Source organism: Desulfoglaeba alkanexedens ALDC (genome assembly GCF_005377625.1).
GTDB classification, from domain to species: Bacteria; Desulfobacterota; Syntrophobacteria; order Syntrophobacterales; family DSM-9756; genus Desulfoglaeba; species Desulfoglaeba alkanexedens.
This window is the reverse complement of the sequence record NZ_CP040098.1, coordinates 2,309,964-2,327,988: the sequence shown is the minus strand read 5'-3', so window position 1 is coordinate 2,327,988 and position 18,025 is coordinate 2,309,964. Positions and strand designations below refer to the sequence as shown.

The window sequence follows — 18,025 nt, the reverse complement described above, 5'->3', positions numbered from 1 at the left end:
GTGTTAGACAAAGCGGTCCGTCGATCGGACGACGGAGCGCTTACGGCTGAATCCGTTCACCGGGCGGTGAGGCAACAGTAGATCCTGCGGGAAAGGATGGAAGCGATGAGCCGGAAATGCGACTTTTGTGGCAAGACGCCTCATGTGGGCCACAACGTGAGCCACGCCAACAACAAGACCAAGAAAACCTGGTATCCCAACCTGCAGCGCGTCCGCCACGTTGGTTCCGACGGGACGGTGCGCCGCGTCCGCGTCTGCACCCGGTGTATCCGGACGGGAGTCGTGGTCAAGCCCGCCTGAGGGGCCGGCCGGGGAAAGGCTTCATTCAGCGATCCGCTGTACACGGTAGACGTGCTTTTCGTTTCTCAGAGCCGTGATCACCCGACTCAGATGTTCTGTATCCCGCACTTCGATCCGCATCTGGAAGCGGCTGAGCCCGTTTTCGGCGCCTCCGATCTTCACGTCCACGACCTCCACGTCCAGCTGTCCCAAGAGGGCGCTCAGGACACCCACGCCGGTCCGGTCGCCGTCATAGGTCACCATGATATCCACCGCGTAACTCTGCAACTCCCCGGAATCCCACTGCACGTCGATCCGGCGCTCCAGGTCGCCCTTGTTCACGTTCTTGCATCCCTTTCGGTGCACCGTGATGCCGCGCCCCCGAGTGATGTAGCCCACGATAGGCTCCCCGGGAAGCGGGTTGCAGCAGCGCGCGACCCGGATCATGACATCGTCGACGCCCTGGACGCGCACGCCTTCCTCGGTCCGGGCGGTGCGCTTTCTTTCCGGTATCTTTTCGAGGAAGGCTTCCTCCCTGGAAGGTTCTTCATCTTCCGGGGCTATGGGGAGCCGCCCGATCACCTGGACGGGAGAAATCTTCCGGTAGCCGATGCTCGCCAGCAGGTCTTCCACGCTTTTGAGCGAAAGCCCCCTGGCCACGTCCAGCAGTTCCTGGGAATTGATGTAGTGATTGAAATTCAGACCGCGCTTCCGAAATTCACGCTCACAGATCTCACGGCCCATGGCGATGGACCGGTCCCGTTCCTCGGTCTTTATCCAATGGCGGATGCGGCTCTTCGCCTTGCCGGTCTTGACGAAGCTCAACCAGTCCTTGCTGGGGCGGTGCTTGCTGGCGGTGAGGATTTCCACTGTATCGCCGTTTTGGAGTTCGTAGCGCAGCGGCACGATCTTTCCGTTGACCCGCGCGCCAACGCACCGGTGACCGACTTCCGTGTGGATGTGGTAGGCGAAATCCACGGGGGTGGCTCCCCGGGGCAGCACCTTCACATCGCCTTCCGGTGAAAAGACATAGACTTCGTCCGGGTAGAGTTCCACCTGGAGGCTGTCGAAAAGAGTTTTCGGGTCCTGCCAGCCGCGTTCGGGTTCCAGCAACTGCCGGAGCCACGAAAAACGCTGGGTTTCTTCTCGGCTGACCCCCTGGAGGGGTCGCCCTTCCTTGTAGAGCCAGTGGGCGGCGATCCCTTCCCGGGCGATGCGGTCCATTTCTTCGGTGCGGATCTGGACCTCCATGGATTCGCCGAGTGGGCCGATCACCGTGGTGTGGAGCGACTGGTACATGTTGGGCTTGGGCCTTGCAATGTAGTCCTTGTAACGGCCCGGTACGGGTTCCCAAGAAGCATGGACGATCCCCAGGGCTTCGTAGCAGTCCTGGACGGAATCCACGATGATGCGGAAGGCGATGAGGTCGTAGATGCGGTCCAGGTCCAGGTTCTGCTTCATCATCTTGAGGTAGATGCTGTAGAGGTGCTTGGAACGGCCGATGATGCGGCCCCGCAGCCCCTGCTCCCTCAGTTTTTCCATAAGGATCTGCCGGACCTCCTCCACGTAGCTGCGTCGTTCTTCCCGGGTTTGAGCCAGTCCCTGGGAAATAGCCTCGTACGCTTCGGGTTCCAGCCGGCGGAACGCCAGGTCTTCCAACTGCAGCTTGATCCACTCGATGCCCAGGCGACCCGCCAGTGGAGCGAAGATGTCGATGGCTTCCTGAGCCATGCGCCGGCGCTCGTCCGGCGGAAAACGGTCCGCGACGCGCAGATCGTGGAGCCGATCGGCGAGCGTGATGAGGATGATCCTGAGGTCGGTGGTCATGGCCAGGATCATCTTCCGAAGCGTCTCGGCTTGTGCCTTTTCCTTGTCGTTTCCAAAGTGGAACCGGTTGACCCGAGTGAGTCCCTCGATGATCCGGGTCACCGTGGGCCCGAAAGCCTTCTCCAGTTCTTCCGGGGAGGTGAGCCCTTCTTCCAGGGTGTCGTGGAGCAACCCGGAGGCCACGCTGCGGTCGTCCAGGTGAAGCCGCGTCAGGATAGACGCCACTTCCAAGGGATGTTCCAGGTAAGGTTCACCGGGAACGCGCGACCGCCCCCGATGGACGAACGCACTGAAAACATAAGCCTTTTCCAGCAATTGGACGTCCGCATCGGGGTGATAGGCCAGCAACGCGTCTTCAATCTGGAAAAATTCGGTCACTGGGATCGTTTCCCCGCTGTTCAGCCCGCTCCGGATCCACGGCCTCCCCCGTCATGGCTTCCACTTCCCTGACCAGCCGGGAAAGCAGCTCTTTTTCCGGAAGCTTTTCGATCATGCGCCCTTTCTTGAAAAGGATCCCCGTCCCGCGGCCTCCCGCAATGCCCACATCCGCTTCGCGCGCCTCACCGGGCCCGTTCACCACGCATCCCATGACGGCGACCTTGATCGGCGTCCGCACGGTTCGAAACAGCCGTTCGGCCTTCTCGGCGAGTCCGATGAGATCCATTTCCGTCCGGCCGCAGGTAGGGCAGCTCACCAGTTCCACACCCCGTTCGCGCAGCCGGAGCGCTCGAAGGATCCCCCAGGCGATGGGCATTTCGTCCACGGGGTCGCCGGTGATGGAAACCCGAAGCGTGTCTCCGATTCCTTCGGCCAGCAGGATGCCGATCCCGAGCGCCGACTTTACGGCGCCTTGAACCGCCGTCCCCGCTTCGGTGACCCCCAAGTGCAAGGGATAATCGGTTCGTGAGGCCAGGAGCCGATAGGCGGCCACCGTGGTCAGGACATCCGACGACTTGAGGGAAATTTTGATGAGGCCGAAGCCGTGGTCTTCAAGAAGCCGCACGTGGCGGAGCGCGCTCTCCACCAGGGCTTCCGGCGTCGGGCGGCCGTAGTGTTCGAGGAGATCCCGTTCCAGAGACCCGCTGTTGACGCCGATCCGAATGGGCACCCGACGCTCCAGGGCAAGCCGCGCCACCTTTTTCACCCGGTCCGCACCGCCGATGTTTCCCGGGTTGATCCGCAGCCCGTCTACGCCGGCCTCGAGCGATCCGAGGGCCAGCCGATGATCGAAATGGATGTCGGCGATGAGGGGAATACTGATGTGCTTTCGAATGAGTGGCAGCGCCGCCACGGCCTCACCGTCCGGAACGGCAACCCGTACCAGCTCACACCCGGCGGCCTCGAGGCGTCGGATCTGGGCCACGGTGGCCCGCCAGTCGCGGGTATCGGTGTTGGTCATGGATTGGACCACGACGGGAGCGCCCCCTCCGATGGTGACGGTACCCAGACGAATGGGGCGGGTGGGGCGGCGGGGAACAGTGAGCGCCAAAATGCCCTCCTTTGCAAGCATGTACAATATTCTAGCCGCCTTACCCAGGGTCAGCAAGGAGTTTTTGCCATGATACGGCTCCCCACCGGGGGCGCCGCTCCTACCGGTCGGTGGTTCTGGGCCCACCCCCGTAAGATTATTTCGCGATTGACACGTTTTTTGAAAATTCTATCATGCAAAGCATCCTTTGTAGACGCTCACGACGTCGAACCGGAACCTCAACCTAAGAGGCTGTCTGAGAATACCCTTCACCTTTCTGCGGATTGCGTGTCCGTTTTTTCGTGTAGGGCCGGTTCGCGAACGTCCTTTCGCCGGAACGACGGGGGTTGAATTGTTTCGTCATTCCGGCGAAAGCCGGAATCCAGACGGTTTATCTCTAGTTTATATGAAAATAGAAAATTCACCAATAATGTCGCTTGGTTATTGTGCCACGTTTTTGGGCTCTACCCCACTGCCCCGTATCCCGAATTTTCATGCTTCGTTGTGACCCCACGGGGTCATGGGGGTTATTGAGGGGGATTCAGGAGTCGGGAATCAGGCGTCCCGAACCAGAAACAATGGACCTACTTGGCGGCTTGGCACGAGGCAGTTTGATGAACAGATGAAAGAATCAAGGGGCTTGATGAAAATGCCGATAATCTGTGGCCACCGGTGAAATCTGTGGATGAAGACCTTTGGACGACGGGGCAGGGGCGTGGTCGTGGCTCGAGGCGCAGGACATGGCCCGGGCCGCCGCCCGGCAGCAACCCGGTACTCGAAGCCATGGACGGCTTCTTTTGACCGGAGCGACGTTGGTTTCCGCGGTCGACCGATTCAGCCGGAAGGAACGGTCGGCCTTTGGGTTCGGAGCCCTGTAAGTTCCAGGAGAACCCCGCCGCATGTATCTGGATTTTTACGGTCTCAACCGCGAACCTTTCCACATCACCCCGGACCCGGATTTCCTCTTTCTCGGCTCGAGCCACAAAGAGGCGCTGGCTGCGATCATCTATGGTATCCAGCAACGAAAAGGCTTCATCGCCGTCACCGGCGAAGTGGGGCTGGGGAAGACCACCATCGTCCGTACATTTCTACAGCGCTACGATCCGGAACGCATCAAGACGGTGCTCGTGTTCAACGCCAACGTCTCCTTTCACGGCCTCCTCAGGGTCATTTATCAGGAACTGGGGCTCAGTCCACCGTCGGATGAACCCTTCGAAATGGTCCAGCATCTCCATTCCGTGCTGATTGAAGAGTATCGCGCCGGCTGGAACGTGGTGCTCATCATCGACGAAGCTCAGAACATGCCGGTGGAAACACTCGAGAACCTCCGCATGCTTTCCAATCTGGAGAGCACGAAAGACAAGCTGATCCAGATCGCGCTCATCGGGCAACCGGAACTGGAAGCCATCCTGGCTCGGCGGGAACTGCGACAGCTCCGCCAAAGGATCGCCATCCGAACCACGCTGAAGCCCCTGAGACCATCCGAAAGCCTCGACTACATCACCCACCGCCTGTCGCTGGCCGGACGGACCAAGGACGAACCCCTCTTTTCCAAGAGCGCCCTGAGGCTCGTGGTGAAATACGCCCAGGGCATCCCGAGAAGGATCAATATCCTTTGCGACAATGCGCTGGTGACCGGTTTCGGCTACGGCAGGAAGACGATTTCGGCAAAGATCGTCCGTGAAGTGATCGGCGATCTGGAAGGCAAAAGGAAGCGCCGCTTCGGGTGGGCGGCGGGAAGCGCCATCCTTTTGGCAAGCCTTGCGGTCGCTGTGATCTTCTGGTCACCGTATGGAAAGGCGTGGAGACGTTTCGTCGGCGAAAGGTTCGCCGAATGGATCGGGCCGCAAGAAGACGCCGCAAAGCCGAACGCCATTGGCGTGCCTGATTCCGGGGCAGAGTCACACCAGAGCGACGGCCTTCACGACACTCTTCCAATGCTGATAAAACCGATACCCCCGGCGAAGGTCGGCCCGTCATCCCCACACATCTTTCCCAAAACCTTCGAAACGGCGGAGCCCCCTTCCGCTTCGCCCCCACCTGCAGACCCTGCGAACCCAAAATCCGTGCTCGGACTGGACGGCGCCGACCGTTTCCCTTTCGAATCTTGGCCGAACCCGCCTTTCTTGGGATGGAGCGGTGGAGACGCGGGTATCGGGCACCAAATGGAATCGGAAAACCGCGCGCCAAGGCAATCAGCCGAAGTCTTCACATTCCCGGCCGAATCCGAAAGAGAACTTCCGCCTCCGGACCCCAACAAAATCATCGATTGGCTGTTGGAACGAAAGAAGGCGGACCAAGGCGGCGGCTGAAGCCCCATGAAAGTTCCAAGGCCATCCAGGATGCCTGCCGCGGAAAGCAACTGCAGTGTTGCAGGAACGGCCTTGGCCGCGACCGGCGGTCTTGTGGATCGCCGGCAAGCCGGCTCCTACAAGCTTTTTCAACAAGCCGGCTCCTGCAAGCTTTTTCAAGGGGAGCGGTTCGGGAGACTTGAAATCACCGTTGGAATGTTTTAGCACCGAGATGCGTTCAGATTCCCGTCCGGATCGACGACCCGTTCCCGCGAACGAAAGGAAACGATATGCGCGAATATGTCATTCGACCGCTCACCATCGGAGCCAACGAGACGGACCAGGGCATCATGACCTACCTCCGAGACTACGGCAAACGCATCTGGATTCCGAGCTACGCCTTCTACCTTGAAGGCGGCGATGAAACGATCCTGGTGGACACGGGCCTCGAGCAGTTCATGGTGCCCGACGAGGTGGCCCGGGAAAACGGGCTGGAAATCTTGGCATTCGAAGACGCCTTGGCGACGGTGGGCCTCAAGCCCGAAGACATCGACCTCATCATCCACACCCACCTTCATAACGATCATTGCGAAAACGACTATCAATGCTCCAACGCGACCATCTTGGTTCAGGAAAAGGAATACGAATTCTTCAAGAACCCACACCCCATCGATCACCGCTACTATCCGGATCTTCTGGACGGATTGAAGGTGGAAGTCGTCGACGGGGACGTATCCCTGCGAGAGGGTATCGACCTGATTTTCACTCCGGGGCACACGCCGGGAGGCCAGTCCGTTTCCGTAAACACCAGAGCGGGACGGGCGATCATCACGGGATTCTGCTGTAACGCCAAGAACTTTCCGGAAACCGGTCCGGCGGTAGCGCCCGGCGTGCATACGGACGCCATCGCCGCTTACGACAGTGCTCAGAAAATCCGGCAGATGGCCGACATTCTGATCCCGCTGCATGATCTGAGCGTCGGGAGGCGGAAGAGGATTCCCGCATGAGCACGGACGGTGGGATGGAATCGCGCACGCCTGAAACCTCGAGGCATCGGCGCCGAAGGAAGCATGAATACGTCTGCACCATATGCGGCCGGCCGCAGCCTTTCTGCTGGACATGTCCGTGCGGCTTCATGATATGCCCGTACTGCATGGAAGAAAACTTGTGGGGGATGACCTGTAACGGCATAACGTGGACCTGCCCCGACTGCGGCGCCGTTCGGGGCTTCGGAAACGATTGACGCGTCGACCGCCTTGTCTGCGCGGCGCACATTCAGAAAAGGAAATGCTCTCATGGACACCAAGCGAGTGGTAATCATCGGAGCCGTGGCTCTCGGACCCAAGGCCGCCTGCCGCATCAAGCGGCTCCAACCGGATTGGGACGTGGTGATGGTCGACCGGGACGAATTCATTTCTTACGGCGGCTGCGGCATACCCTATTACATTTCGGGCGAAGTGACCGACCTGTCGGAACTTATGAAGACCAGTTTTCACATGCTTCGGACGCCAGAGTTTTTCCGGGACGCCAAGGGCGTCCACGTCCGCACGCGAACCGAAGCGGTTTCCATCGACCGTAAAGCCAAAGCAGTGCGACTCCGGGACCTGGATACCGGAAAGGAAGAAGACCTGGCTTACGACACGTTGGTGCTCGCCACCGGCAGCGTCCCCAACCGGCTTCCGGTTCCCGGGGCCGATCTCCCGGGGGTCACGGCGGTGACGGACCTGCATGCCGCAAAGGCCGTGAAAGACCGAATCGCCCAGGGCGGCGTGGACCGGGCGGTGATCGTGGGAGCGGGCGCCATCGGCTGCGAAATGGCCGAAGCGCTCACAGATCTTTGGGGCGTGGAAGCCACGGTGGTCGAAATCGCCGACCAGGTGCTTCCGGGCGCTTTGGACCCCGACTTTGCCCGCATGGTCCAAAGGCACATGGAAGAACACGGCGTCACCTTTCACTGCGGCGAAACCGTCCAGGAAATCGCGACATCAGACGGAGACCACCCGCTCCGGGTGAAGACGTCGGCACGCACCCTGGAAACCGACCTGGTGATCACCGCCGTGGGCGTCCGCCCCAATTCCCGCCTGGCCGCCGACGCGGGACTCCTGGTTTCGCTTCGAGGCGGCATCCTGGTGAACGGAAAGCTCCAGACATCGGATCCCGACATCTACGCGGGAGGCGACTGCATCGAAGTCCTACACCGGATCACGGGGAAACCGTTCTATTTCCCTCAAGGATCGCTGGCCAACCGCCAAGGACGGATCATCGGGACCAACATCGCGGGAGGATCGGCGGTTTTCGAAGGCTCCGTGGGGAGTTTTGTGGTGAAGATCTTCGAAACAACGGTGGCCGCTGCGGGACTCACGTTGCGGGCCGCGCGGAAAGAAGGTTTCGATGCGGACCACGCCCTGGTGGTTCAGACCGATCGGGCCCATTTCTATCCCAGCCGCGAGCTCATGACCCTGGATTTGATCTTCGACCGTAAAACACGCCGGATTCTCGGCATCCAGGGGATCGGGAAAAACGGCGATGCGGTGGTCGCCCGAATCGACACAGTGGCGGCCATGCTGCCTCAAAAAGCGACCATCGAAGACCTGTCCAATGTAGAACTGGCCTACTCGCCGCCCTACGCTTCGGCCATGGACATTTTGAACGCCGTGGCCAACACCGCGGAAAACATCCTGGACGGCTTCAACCGAACCATGGACTTGGAAGAATTCGAAAAATGCTTTCTTTCCGAACCCTGTGACGACGTGGTCTGTCTGGACGTGCGGGGGCCGCAGGACGCCGCCCCGTTCGTTGCACGCTTCGGCGACCGGTGGATCAACATCCCTCAGGAAACCCTGGACCGGCGGCTGGAGGCCGTCCCGCAAGGCAAGCGGCTGATCGTGGTGTGCAATACCGGTGTTCGATCCTATCAAGCCCTGCTGCAGCTTCGAAAAGCAGGCCATGAAGATGCGGCGAGCCTGCAGGGCGGGATCGCGACGCTCAAGGATGCCGGCTTTATTCAGATCGAAGGCGAAGACAAAGGTACCCCGTGACAGAGGAAGGCCGCCCGGACAGCCGCTCTCACATCCCCTTTCCCGCAGGCCTTTTATGGGACCAGTCGCTGGTCTGGGGTTTGATCTGCGTCGAAACCCTGAAATCGCTCGATGTGCCGTTTCGGGTCTTGAGCGCCCAAGAGATCGCTTCGGGAGCGCTCGGCGACTTCCGCGTGCTCATCGTTCCCGGCGGCTGGGCCGCCCACAAGGTCAAGGCTCTGGGCCGGCAAGGCCGAACGGCCGTCGCGCGTTTCGTTGACGGCGGAGGCAGCTACCTGGGTTTTTGCGGCGGCGCGGGACTGGCGCTGGCGAGCCCGCCGTCGCTGGGACTGGTGCCTCTGGAACGATTGCCGCTCTCGGAACGCCTCCCGAACGCGAGCGGCGAAGTCATCATCCGCGGTCGAACCGACCACTCCGCCTGGCAGGACCTGCCCCCATCGCTTCCGGTTTCCATCTGGTGGCCGTCCCAGTTCCGGAATCCATCGGCGGCGGCCTGTGGCACCCTCGCGGTCTACGAGCGACCGGGTCGCGACTTCCGGGTGGCGGACCTTCCCATCGACGCCTGCCGCGATTCCAAAACCCGTTGGGAAGTGTGGGAAAAGAGCTACGGGATCAACCTGGATCCCCGGCGGATTTTGGGGCACCCGGCCGTGATCGAGGTCGAACGCGGCAAAGGCCGCCTGGTCCTTTCGTATCCTCACCTGGAAACCCCCGGAGATCTCTGGGGAAACCGCCTCTTCGCGAACCTACTCCAATACCTCGACCAACAAGCGGCGGCACACCTCCCTTTGAAAAACCCGGGGCAATACGCCGCCGAACCGGACGCCTTCCCCGAAACCGCCCGCCCTTGCCGTGAAACCCTGGAACGGCTCGAAGCGGCTCACCGCGAAGCCGAAGAACTCATCCGCTTCGGCGAAGAAAACCTCCTCTGGAGCTGGCGCCGATCTTGGCTCCTCCAGTGGCAGCGCGGCATCCGCGGCTTGGAATACGGAACCCTTGCCGTGTCGCTTCGGTTTCTCTGCCGCGAAATCAGCAGTCTGGACCTTTCGGATAAGCCCGTGGACGCCTGGCGAAAACCGGCGGTGCAGATCCAGCGGGATGTGGCCGATTTCTGTCAGGAAGCGAAACGACTCCTCTTGGAAGAAAAGGCGGCGGGGCAAAACGCGAATCTTTCCAAACTCCAGAGTGTCAACCCCACCGTGGACGCCCTCCGCGCACGGCTTTTCGGCTCAGGGATGAGCCACGGAGGATTCAGCCGCCGGATTTTCGACACCCTCGATGCCATGCTCCTGAACGCCCTGCGTCGCTGGATGCCGGTCCAAGCATGGGCGGATGGCCTTTCCCATCGCAGCGGAACCCCTTAGGCGCCGGCCCGGTTCCACCTTGTTCCCAAGCTCCAGCTTGGGAACACAACTGTGCAGAAGCTCCAGCTTCGATTCCCATGAGACCGTTCCCAAGCCAGAGCTTTTGGGAACGAGGGGAAAGTCAAAAAATCCCCCTCTCCCCCTCCCCTTAGTCCCCTCCCACAAGGGGAGGGGAAATAGAATTCCACCTTGTTCCGTTAACAGGCGATCGGGAGTGAAGTCGTCAGGTCCTCACAGGGGGAGGGGAAATAGAATTCCACCTTGTTCCCAAGCTCCAGCTTGGGAACAAGGTGGAAGAAAAACGGACACCCCGTCCTCAGAAGGGTGAAGGGTATTTGCAGAAAGCCTCTTGGGAGATGGTCGGACGCTCCGGAGGCCCGCCGCGTGAGCCACAGGCGGCGCCAGGGGTCGGTGCGTTATGCTCCGGAAATTTTTCCGCTCATCCCACAAGACGGGTGGCTTCCTTGAGCGCCCCCGCGAAGGTACCCACCCGGCCCGCCAGATTCGGGTCGTCCAGGTTGTCTTCTATCACTCGTTCGAAGGCGCTTCCCACCACCACGCCGTCGGCCATTCCGGCCACACGGGCGGTCTGTTCCGGCGTGGAGATGCCGAACCCCACGCAGATGGGAAGTGGAGAAACCGATCGGAGGCACCCGGCCACCTCCGACACTTCGTCCAGGTCAAGTCCCCCGCTTCCCGTCACGCCCGTCATGGAAACCAGGTAAAGGAAGCCGGAGGCCTCCGCGGCGATGCGCTTCATGCGTTCCATGGGTGTTGTGGGCGCCACCAGTCGGATAACATCCAGCGCGTTTCCCTCCCATCGCGACGTCATCTCGTCCGATTCTTCGGGCGGCAGGTCCACCACCAACACGCCATCCGCACCGGAAGCGACGGCCTCCCGGTAAAACCGGTCGAGCCCGTAGGCCAGGATCGGATTGTAGTAGCTGAAAAGCACGATGGGAACTTGGGAGAAGCGGCGGATCTTTTCGGTCATTTCAAGAACGCGGGCGAGGGTCATGCCGGCGGCAAGGGCTCGCCCGGAAGATCGTTGAATGACGGGGCCGTCCGCCGTAGGATCTGAAAACGGCACTCCCAGTTCCAGGATGTCCACCCCGGCGTCGCAGAGCGCTTCAATGACCTCGAGCGAGCGGGCGGGGTCGGGGTCGCCCGCCGTGACAAAAGCCACCAGGGCCTTTTCGTGTCTTGCCATCAGTTGTCCAAACGTCTCTTGGATGCGGCTCATAAGAATCGTTCCTCGATAGATGGGTGAATCAGCTGAATCGTTAACCGCCGCCGTGAGCGGGCCGGACGGGCCGCCGGAAGCATCCGGAGTCATGTTCCAACCGCTTCAGTCCTTTGTGTCAGGCATTTCAAGAGCGGCGGCCACGATGGCCAGATCCTTGTCCCCGCGGCCGGAAAGGTTCACGACGATCACCTGGTCGGCTGGCCTCCGGGCGGCTTCCTTCAGAGCCCACGCCACGGCGTGAGCGCTTTCCAGTGCCGGGATGATGCCCTCCAGTCTTGAAAGTTTCGAGAAGGCGTCCAAGGCTTCGCCGTCCCGGATCGATTCGTACCGGGCCCGCCCCTGTTCTTTCAAAAGGGCATGTTCGGGGCCGACGCCGGGGTAGTCGAGACCCGCCGATATGGAATGGGCTTCCTGGATTTGGCCGCCGGAATCTTGAAGTAGATAGGATTTGGAACCGTGGAGCACGCCCACGGTCCCCGCACCCAGGGTTGCCGCGTGTTTTCCGGATTCGATGCCGTGTCCGGCCGCTTCCACTCCGATCATTTCAACAGGATCGTCCAGAAAGGGATAAAACAACCCCATGGCGTTGCTCCCGCCGCCCACGCAGGCGATCAGGACATCCGGAAGGCGCCCTTCCCGATCCAGGATCTGCCGGCGGGTTTCGTCCCCGATCACGCGCTGGAAGTCCCGAACCATCATGGGATAGGGATGCGGGCCGGCCACCGAACCGATCACATAGAAGGTGTCCCGGACCGCCCCCACCCAATAGCGCATGGCTTCGTTCATGGCGTCCTTGAGGGTACCCGTGCCGGAAGCCACCGGAACCACTTCCGCTCCAAGAAGCCGCATACGCTGCACGTTGGGAGCCTGGCGCCGCACGTCTTCGGTTCCCATGAAGATCTTGCATTCCATGCCGAAAAGCGCAGCGGCCGTGGCTGTGGCCACCCCGTGCTGGCCGGCGCCTGTTTCCGCGATGACTTTCCGCTTGCCCATCCAATCGGCGAGGAGCACCTGACCCAGGGTGTTGTTGATCTTATGGGCCCCGGTGTGGGCCAAGTCTTCGCGTTTCAGATAGATCTTGGCTCCTCCGGCCGATGCCGTCAGCCGCCTGGCGGAAAAAAGCGGAGTGGGGCGCCCGGCATACTGAGCCAGGAGTTCCTGGAAAGACGCCTGGAAGGCCGGATCCCCCTTGGCCTCACGGTAGGCCGCTTCCAGTTCCAGGAGAGCGGGCATAAGGGTTTCCGCCACGTATTGCCCGCCGTACGGGCCGAAATGGCCCCGTCGATCAGGCAAGGGGCCGTATGTCGCTGCCGTCGTCATGAGAAAATCCTCCTTGTCGCTCTGGGGGGCTCACACGAAGCCACCGTTTCCAGGAAGCGTTTGACTTTTTCCGGGTCCTTTCGGCCGGGCGCACTTTCGACGCCGGAACTGACGTCCACCGCATCGGGCTGAGCTTCCTCGACGACCCGGCCCACGTTTTCCGGGTTGAGACCGCCGGCGATCACCAGCGGGCGGTCGCCGAGCATCCGGCGAGCGGCGTTCCAGTCCCAAGCGATCGCGTTTCCGCCGGGGAGCGATCCGCCGGCGCATTCCGCAAGGAAGGCTGAGGCGCAGCCATAGACTTCGGCGTCGGAAAAGGTCGGCGGCCGGTTCAGAAAAAGGGTCTTGATCACCGAAACGCCTTGGGCCTGGAGCCGCCGGACCAGGTCCGGTGATTCGGCACCGTGGAGCTGCACCACGCGGATGCCGCATCGTTCCACCCGCCGCATGACGGCCTCATAGTCCGCGTCGCAGAAGACCCCCACGGCCGAAACGCCGGCGGGAAGGCTCGCCGCGATTTCAGCGGCTCGTAGGTCGGACACGAACCGAGGGCTTGGCGGATGGAACACGCAGCCCACGGCATGAGCGCCCCAGCGGGCGCATAGCAGAGCCTCGTCCACGCGGGTGATCCCGCAGATTTTTACCTGAACCATGACATCCCCATGCGGCCTCTACTTCGCGCGTTGAGGCGCATTCCGTCCCGTCACGCCCGTGCTGCGACGGGAACTCCCCGCATCCAGCCTTGAGATTCACCGCGGAGGCTCAGAGGGCGCCGAGTCGTCGCGCCGCCCCCAAACCAACGCCCTCAGGCAAGCCTCCGGATCGGAAGCCCTGACCAGGGTCTCCCCTACAAGGAAGTTTCGGACGCCGCCTTTGAGAAGCCGTTCCACGTCCGAACGGTCCCGAATGCCGCTTTCGGCAACGGGAATCCGGCCCTCACCGAGGCGCCTCGCAAGCCGAAGGCTGGTTTCCAGATTCGTTTCAAAAGTCTTTAGGTCCCGGTTGTTGATCCCGATGAGCCGCGCTCCGGCCTCGACGGCACGATCCAGTTCGTCTTCCGCATGCACTTCCACCAGAGCGTCCAAGCCCGTGTCCCGGCACAGTGCCAGGGCATCGCGCAGAAAGCCGTCGTCCAGGGCACGGACGATGAGGAGCACTGCGTCGGCTCCCCACGCCCCCGCTTCGTAGATCTGGTAGGTGGACACCATGAAGTCTTTCCGAAGAACGGGAAGCCCCACGGCACTGCGGGCGGCCTTTAGATCGTCCAGAGAGCCTCGAAAGTGAGGGCCGTCGGTGAGGACCGAAAGCGCGGCGGCACCGCCCCGTTGGTAGGATCGGGCGAGAGCCGCCGGGTCCAGGTTCGGGCGAAGCGGCCCCTTGGACGGCGACGCGCGCTTGATTTCGGCGATGACATTGACGCCCCACGGCCCGGGCGATGCCAGCCGCTCCAGAAACGGCCTTCGGTCCTTCCTGCCTTCAGCTCGTTCCCGCAACACCGCTTCCGGGACCCGTTTTCGAGCGGCGTCCACTTCTTCCTGCTTTTTTCGGAGAATCCGCGAAAGGAAATCCGTTTCCATGGAACACCCTGAGTTAGAAGTTGACGAGAAGGCTTCGCGGCCGTGCTCTCAGCCCGCGTGATCCCTTGTGAACCGGATGAGGGCGTCCAGCTTGCCCAAGGCGGCCCTTCCGTCGATGGCCCGTTCGGCCGCCGCCATGCCCTCGCGAAAGTCTCCAGCCACACCGGCCGCAATGAGCGCCGCGCCTGCATTTACCACCACCACGTCCCGGCGAGGACCCTTTTCCCCTTCGAGCACCGCCCGGAGGATGCCCGCGTTGGTTTCCGGGTCGCCCCCCGCCAGGTCGTCCGGAGACGCCGTCCGCCCCAGGAGCTGTTCGGGGGTCACGTCGTAGGTGCGGCACGTTCCATCGGCCAATTCCGTGATGCGCGTCGGCGCGCAGACGGAAATTTCATCCAGACCGTCGTGGCCGTGCACCACCAGAGCGCGGCGTGCTCCCAGAAGCCGGAGCGCCTGAGCGAACATTTCCGTAAGCTCCGGAGCGTACACTCCGATGAGCTGACAGTTGGCGCCGGCGGGGTTGGTGAGCGGTCCCAACATGTTAAAGATCGACCGGATGCCCACTTCTTTTCGTGGCTTAGCCGCGTATCGCATGGCTCCGTGGAAAACCGGCGCAAACAGAAACCCCACGCCCAGTTCCCGTATGGCTTCCTCCACAAGCTCCGGGTCCAGCTCCACCCGCATGCCCAAGGCCTCCAGAACGTCCGCACTGCCACACTTGCTGGAAACGGACCGGTTTCCGTGCTTGGCCACGGTCACCCCGGCTCCGGCCACCACAAACGCTGCGGCCGTGGAAATGTTGAAGGTCTGGGCACCGTCGCCTCCGGTCCCGCACGTGTCCACCACCGTCGACGCCGACACCTGGACCCGCTGCGCCTTCCGGCGCATGGCCCGGGCCGCGCCCGCAAGCTCCGCAAACGTTTCACCCTTGGTGGCCAGCGCCGCCATGAGGGCCCCGATCTGGGATTCGGTGATCTCCCCGGACATGAGCGAATCCATGACGGCTGTCATGGTTTCTTCCTCCAGGTCCTCCCTGCGAACGATCCGGCGAAGGCTCTCTTGAAACATGGTCACCTCGGTCCACTCCTTTCCTTGGCGTTCCATCTTCCGGCACTCCCGTTGGATCGCCGGTAAACCGGTCCCTCCATCGCCTCCTGGGAATCCGATGGGAAACGGCTTTTCAGAGCGCTCCCGCGTCCCGCAAAAAGTTTCTGAGGATGCGCTTTCCCACAAGCGTCATGATGGATTCCGGATGGAACTGGATTCCTTCGACGGGGTATTCCTTGTGGCGGATGCCCATGATTTCGCCGTCCTCGGATTCCGCGGTCACTTCCAAGCAGGCGGGCAGCGGGTTTCGAGCGACCGCCAGCGAGTGGTAGCGCATGGCGTCGAATGGGCTCTTGATCCCCGAAAAAATGCGCTTCCCGTCGGTCGTAATCGATGAGATCTTTCCGTGCATGAGGCGCTTGGCTTTGCCTACGACGCCGCCGAAAGCCACGGCGATGGCCTGGTGACCCAGGCAGACCCCCAAGATCGGCACCGAACCGTTGGATTCCCGGATGAGCGCGACGGAAACCCCCGCGTCTTCCGGCCGCCCCGGGCCTGGGGAAATGACGACGGCCTTGGGGTTCCAGGAAAGAATTTCCCGGACGGAAGCCGCGTCGTTTCGAATCACCCGGACGTCGCTTCCAAGCATCTGAAGATACTGCACCAGGTTATAGGTAAAAGAATCATAGTTGTCGATCATCACCACCATGACTGTTTCCTCCGTCGGGTGCGAATCTTTTAGAACGACATCCAGGGTGACCCTCTGAGGTAGATCCAGATGGCCTTGAAGCAGCAAGCGCATCAGCTCCGTTTCCCCTCGTTCCCAAGCTCCAGCTTGGGAACGACCTGCCCGGGAAGCTCCAGCTTCCCTCCTGCTACAGCTGAAACGCGCTGTCTTTCTAGGGAGCTCGCCAGGATCTCGAAGTGGTCTTTCCCCTCGTTCCCAAACTCTGGCTTGGGAACGGCCTCACCGAAGCTGGAGCTTCTGCACAATTGTGTTCCCAAGCTGGAGCTTGGGAACAAGAAGCAAAAGATCTGCACCCTCCTCCGTCCACAGCTCCATCCACCGCTTCACCCCTTCATCGACCGACCAGTTCCACCGCCCGCTGAATGGCCATAGCCTTGTTCACGGTTTCCTGACGTTCCCGTTCCGGGTCGGAATCCGCCACCACGCCCGCGCCGGCCTGGACGATGAGCCGCCCGTTTTCGATGACGGCGGTCCGGATGGTGATGGCCAGATCCATGTTTCCGGTAAACGACACGTAGCCGATGGCTCCGCCGTAGGGACCCCGCGGTGCCTCTTCCAATTCCGCGATGATTTCCATGGCGCGGATTTTAGGCGCTCCGGAAAGGGTTCCCGCCGGGAAGGTGGCCCGAAGGAGATCCCAGGCGTCGCAGCCCTTTTTCAAGTCGCAGGAAATATTGGAAACAAGGTGCATCACATGAGAGTAGCGTTCGACGATCATGAGGTCGGTCACCTGAACGGTGCCCACTTCGGCCACACGGCCGAGGTCGTTCCGGCCGAGGTCCACGAGCATCAGGTGTTCGGCGCGTTCCTTGGGATCCCGGAGCAGTTCGTCGGCAAGGCGCCGGTCGTCCTGTTCGGTGGCGCCGCGCGGGCGGGTGCCGGCGATGGGCCGAAGGGTCGCCGTTCCGTGTTCGAGGCGCACCATGGTCTCCGGCGACGATCCCACGAGCACCAAATCGCCCAATTCCAGGAAGAACATGTAGGGCGACGGGTTCACGTACCGCTGAGCCCGGTACAGCTGCCACGGGTCCGGGGCGTCGGCCAGCACAAAGGGCTGGGAAATCACCGTCTGGATCACGTCGCCCGCTTCGATGTAGTCCTTGATGCGTGCGACCCGGGCGCGAAAGGCATCCGGGGATACCGGCGTTTCCAGGGTCCCGGAGCGATTCGTCTTCTCACCATGAATGCACGGCAGCGGACGGGATAGCGCCTCCACAAGCACCCTCAGCCGATCGTTGGCCCGATCGAAAGCCGCTTCCAAGTCCGTTCCGTCTTCCAGGAAGGCGTGAGCGACCAGGGTGAGGGTGTGGCGGACATTATCGAAGATCAGCAGATCGTCGGTCACGATGAAATGCGCGAAAGGACGATCTTTCGGCAGCCGGTGGGGAATCCTTTCGAAAAAGGCGACGGTTTCGTAGGTGAGGTAACCGACGAGCCCGCCCCAGAAGCGCGGCAGTTCGGGGAGCGAAACCGGACGGTACCGGCTCATGACGTCACGGAGTACGGCCAGGGGATCGCCCCGATGCAGAACCCTTTCGGTTTCGTGGTCATTTTCGATACTCACCGTATCGGCGAACACCTTGAGGTGGCAATGGGCGGACGTTCCGAGGAAGCTGTAGCGGCCCCACCGCTCCCCGCCTTCGACACTTTCCAGGAGAAACGCCGGCCTTCCGGCCCGCCGGAGTTTGGCCAGGGCCGACACGGGAGTTTCCGTGTCCGCGAGCACTTCCACGCAGACTGGAACAAGATTTCCGGCTTTCGCCAATTCCAGGAATCTGGACCGGCTCGGATAGCGATTCAGTTCCATCGAGACCGTCTCC

At 61.7% G+C, this 18,025-nt stretch carries 16 protein-coding genes; 7 read left to right on the top strand and 9 right to left on the bottom strand.

From position 1 onward, the window contains the following. Nucleotides 1-105: 105 nt before the first annotated feature. Nucleotides 106-300: a 50S ribosomal protein L28 gene (rpmB, locus tag FDQ92_RS10515; protein WP_137424834.1), complete on the top strand. Its 195-nt coding sequence runs from the start codon at nt 106-108 to the stop codon at nt 298-300. A gap of 21 nt (nt 301-321) precedes the next feature. On the opposite strand, the gene FDQ92_RS10510 is transcribed toward rpmB, so the two are convergent. Beyond that, entirely contained in the window at nt 322-2,484 is a 2,163-nt protein-coding gene (locus tag FDQ92_RS10510; RefSeq protein ID WP_137424832.1) for a RelA/SpoT family protein, read from the bottom strand. Continuing rightward, on the bottom strand, nt 2,462-3,616 hold the full coding sequence (gene ispG / locus FDQ92_RS10505; protein ID WP_137424830.1) for a flavodoxin-dependent (E)-4-hydroxy-3-methylbut-2-enyl-diphosphate synthase: 1,155 nt from the start codon (nt 3,614-3,616) through the stop codon (nt 2,462-2,464). The genes FDQ92_RS10510 and ispG overlap by 23 nt, the downstream gene beginning before the upstream one ends. Nucleotides 3,617-4,269: 653 nt before the next feature. On the opposite strand from ispG, the gene FDQ92_RS10500 reads away from it, so the two are divergent. The 6 genes from FDQ92_RS10500 to FDQ92_RS10475 all read left to right on the top strand — a co-directional run bounded on the left by FDQ92_RS10500 (nt 4,270) and on the right by FDQ92_RS10475 (nt 10,267). Next, entirely contained in the window at nt 4,270-4,452 is a 183-nt protein-coding gene (locus FDQ92_RS10500; protein WP_137424828.1) for a hypothetical protein, read from the top strand. Nucleotides 4,453-4,473: 21 nt separating this feature from the next. Further along, a complete protein-coding gene (locus FDQ92_RS10495) occupies nt 4,474-5,886 on the top strand; it encodes an ExeA family protein (RefSeq protein ID WP_137424826.1) in 1,413 nt (470 codons plus the stop codon). Nucleotides 5,887-6,155: 269 nt separating this feature from the next. Then, entirely contained in the window at nt 6,156-6,872 is a 717-nt protein-coding gene (locus tag FDQ92_RS10490) for an N-acyl homoserine lactonase family protein (protein WP_137424824.1), read from the top strand. Then, entirely contained in the window at nt 6,869-7,108 is a 240-nt protein-coding gene (locus tag FDQ92_RS10485; protein WP_211341244.1) for a hypothetical protein, read from the top strand. Before FDQ92_RS10490 ends, FDQ92_RS10485 begins: the two co-directional genes overlap by 4 nt. Before the next feature lie 52 nt (nt 7,109-7,160). Continuing rightward, a complete protein-coding gene (locus FDQ92_RS10480; protein WP_137424822.1) occupies nt 7,161-8,903 on the top strand; it encodes an FAD-dependent oxidoreductase in 1,743 nt (580 codons plus the stop codon). Continuing rightward, nucleotides 8,900-10,267, top strand: coding sequence for a BPL-N domain-containing protein (locus FDQ92_RS10475; RefSeq protein WP_137424820.1), 1,368 nt, complete (start codon nt 8,900-8,902; stop codon nt 10,265-10,267). Before FDQ92_RS10480 ends, FDQ92_RS10475 begins: the two co-directional genes overlap by 4 nt. A 439-nt stretch (nt 10,268-10,706) precedes the next feature. Here the strand turns inward: FDQ92_RS10475 and trpA are convergent, their stop codons facing one another. From trpA to trpE, 7 genes are all read right to left on the bottom strand, one after another. After that, nucleotides 10,707-11,510, bottom strand: coding sequence for a tryptophan synthase subunit alpha (trpA, locus tag FDQ92_RS10470; protein ID WP_137424817.1), 804 nt, complete (start codon nt 11,508-11,510; stop codon nt 10,707-10,709). Between the two features lie 105 nt (nt 11,511-11,615). After that, nucleotides 11,616-12,833 (bottom strand): tryptophan synthase subunit beta, encoded by a 1,218-nt coding sequence (gene trpB, locus FDQ92_RS10465; protein ID WP_137424815.1) that lies wholly within the window; start codon nt 12,831-12,833, stop codon nt 11,616-11,618. Beyond that, nucleotides 12,830-13,486: a phosphoribosylanthranilate isomerase gene (locus FDQ92_RS10460; protein ID WP_137424813.1), complete on the bottom strand. Its 657-nt coding sequence runs from the start codon at nt 13,484-13,486 to the stop codon at nt 12,830-12,832. The genes trpB and FDQ92_RS10460 overlap by 4 nt, the downstream gene beginning before the upstream one ends. A 96-nt stretch (nt 13,487-13,582) precedes the next feature. Next, entirely contained in the window at nt 13,583-14,410 is an 828-nt protein-coding gene (gene trpC / locus FDQ92_RS10455) for an indole-3-glycerol phosphate synthase TrpC (protein WP_137424811.1), read from the bottom strand. Between the two features lie 48 nt (nt 14,411-14,458). Beyond that, nucleotides 14,459-15,478, bottom strand: a complete 1,020-nt coding sequence (trpD, locus tag FDQ92_RS10450; protein ID WP_137425800.1) for an anthranilate phosphoribosyltransferase — start codon at nt 15,476-15,478, stop codon at nt 14,459-14,461. A 112-nt stretch (nt 15,479-15,590) separates the two neighbouring features. Further along, on the bottom strand, nt 15,591-16,166 hold the full coding sequence (locus tag FDQ92_RS10445) for an anthranilate synthase component II (protein ID WP_137425799.1): 576 nt from the start codon (nt 16,164-16,166) through the stop codon (nt 15,591-15,593). A 370-nt stretch (nt 16,167-16,536) separates the two neighbouring features. Beyond that, a complete protein-coding gene (gene trpE, locus FDQ92_RS10440) occupies nt 16,537-18,012 on the bottom strand; it encodes an anthranilate synthase component I (RefSeq protein ID WP_137424809.1) in 1,476 nt (491 codons plus the stop codon). Between the last annotated feature and the right edge of the window lie 13 nt (nt 18,013-18,025).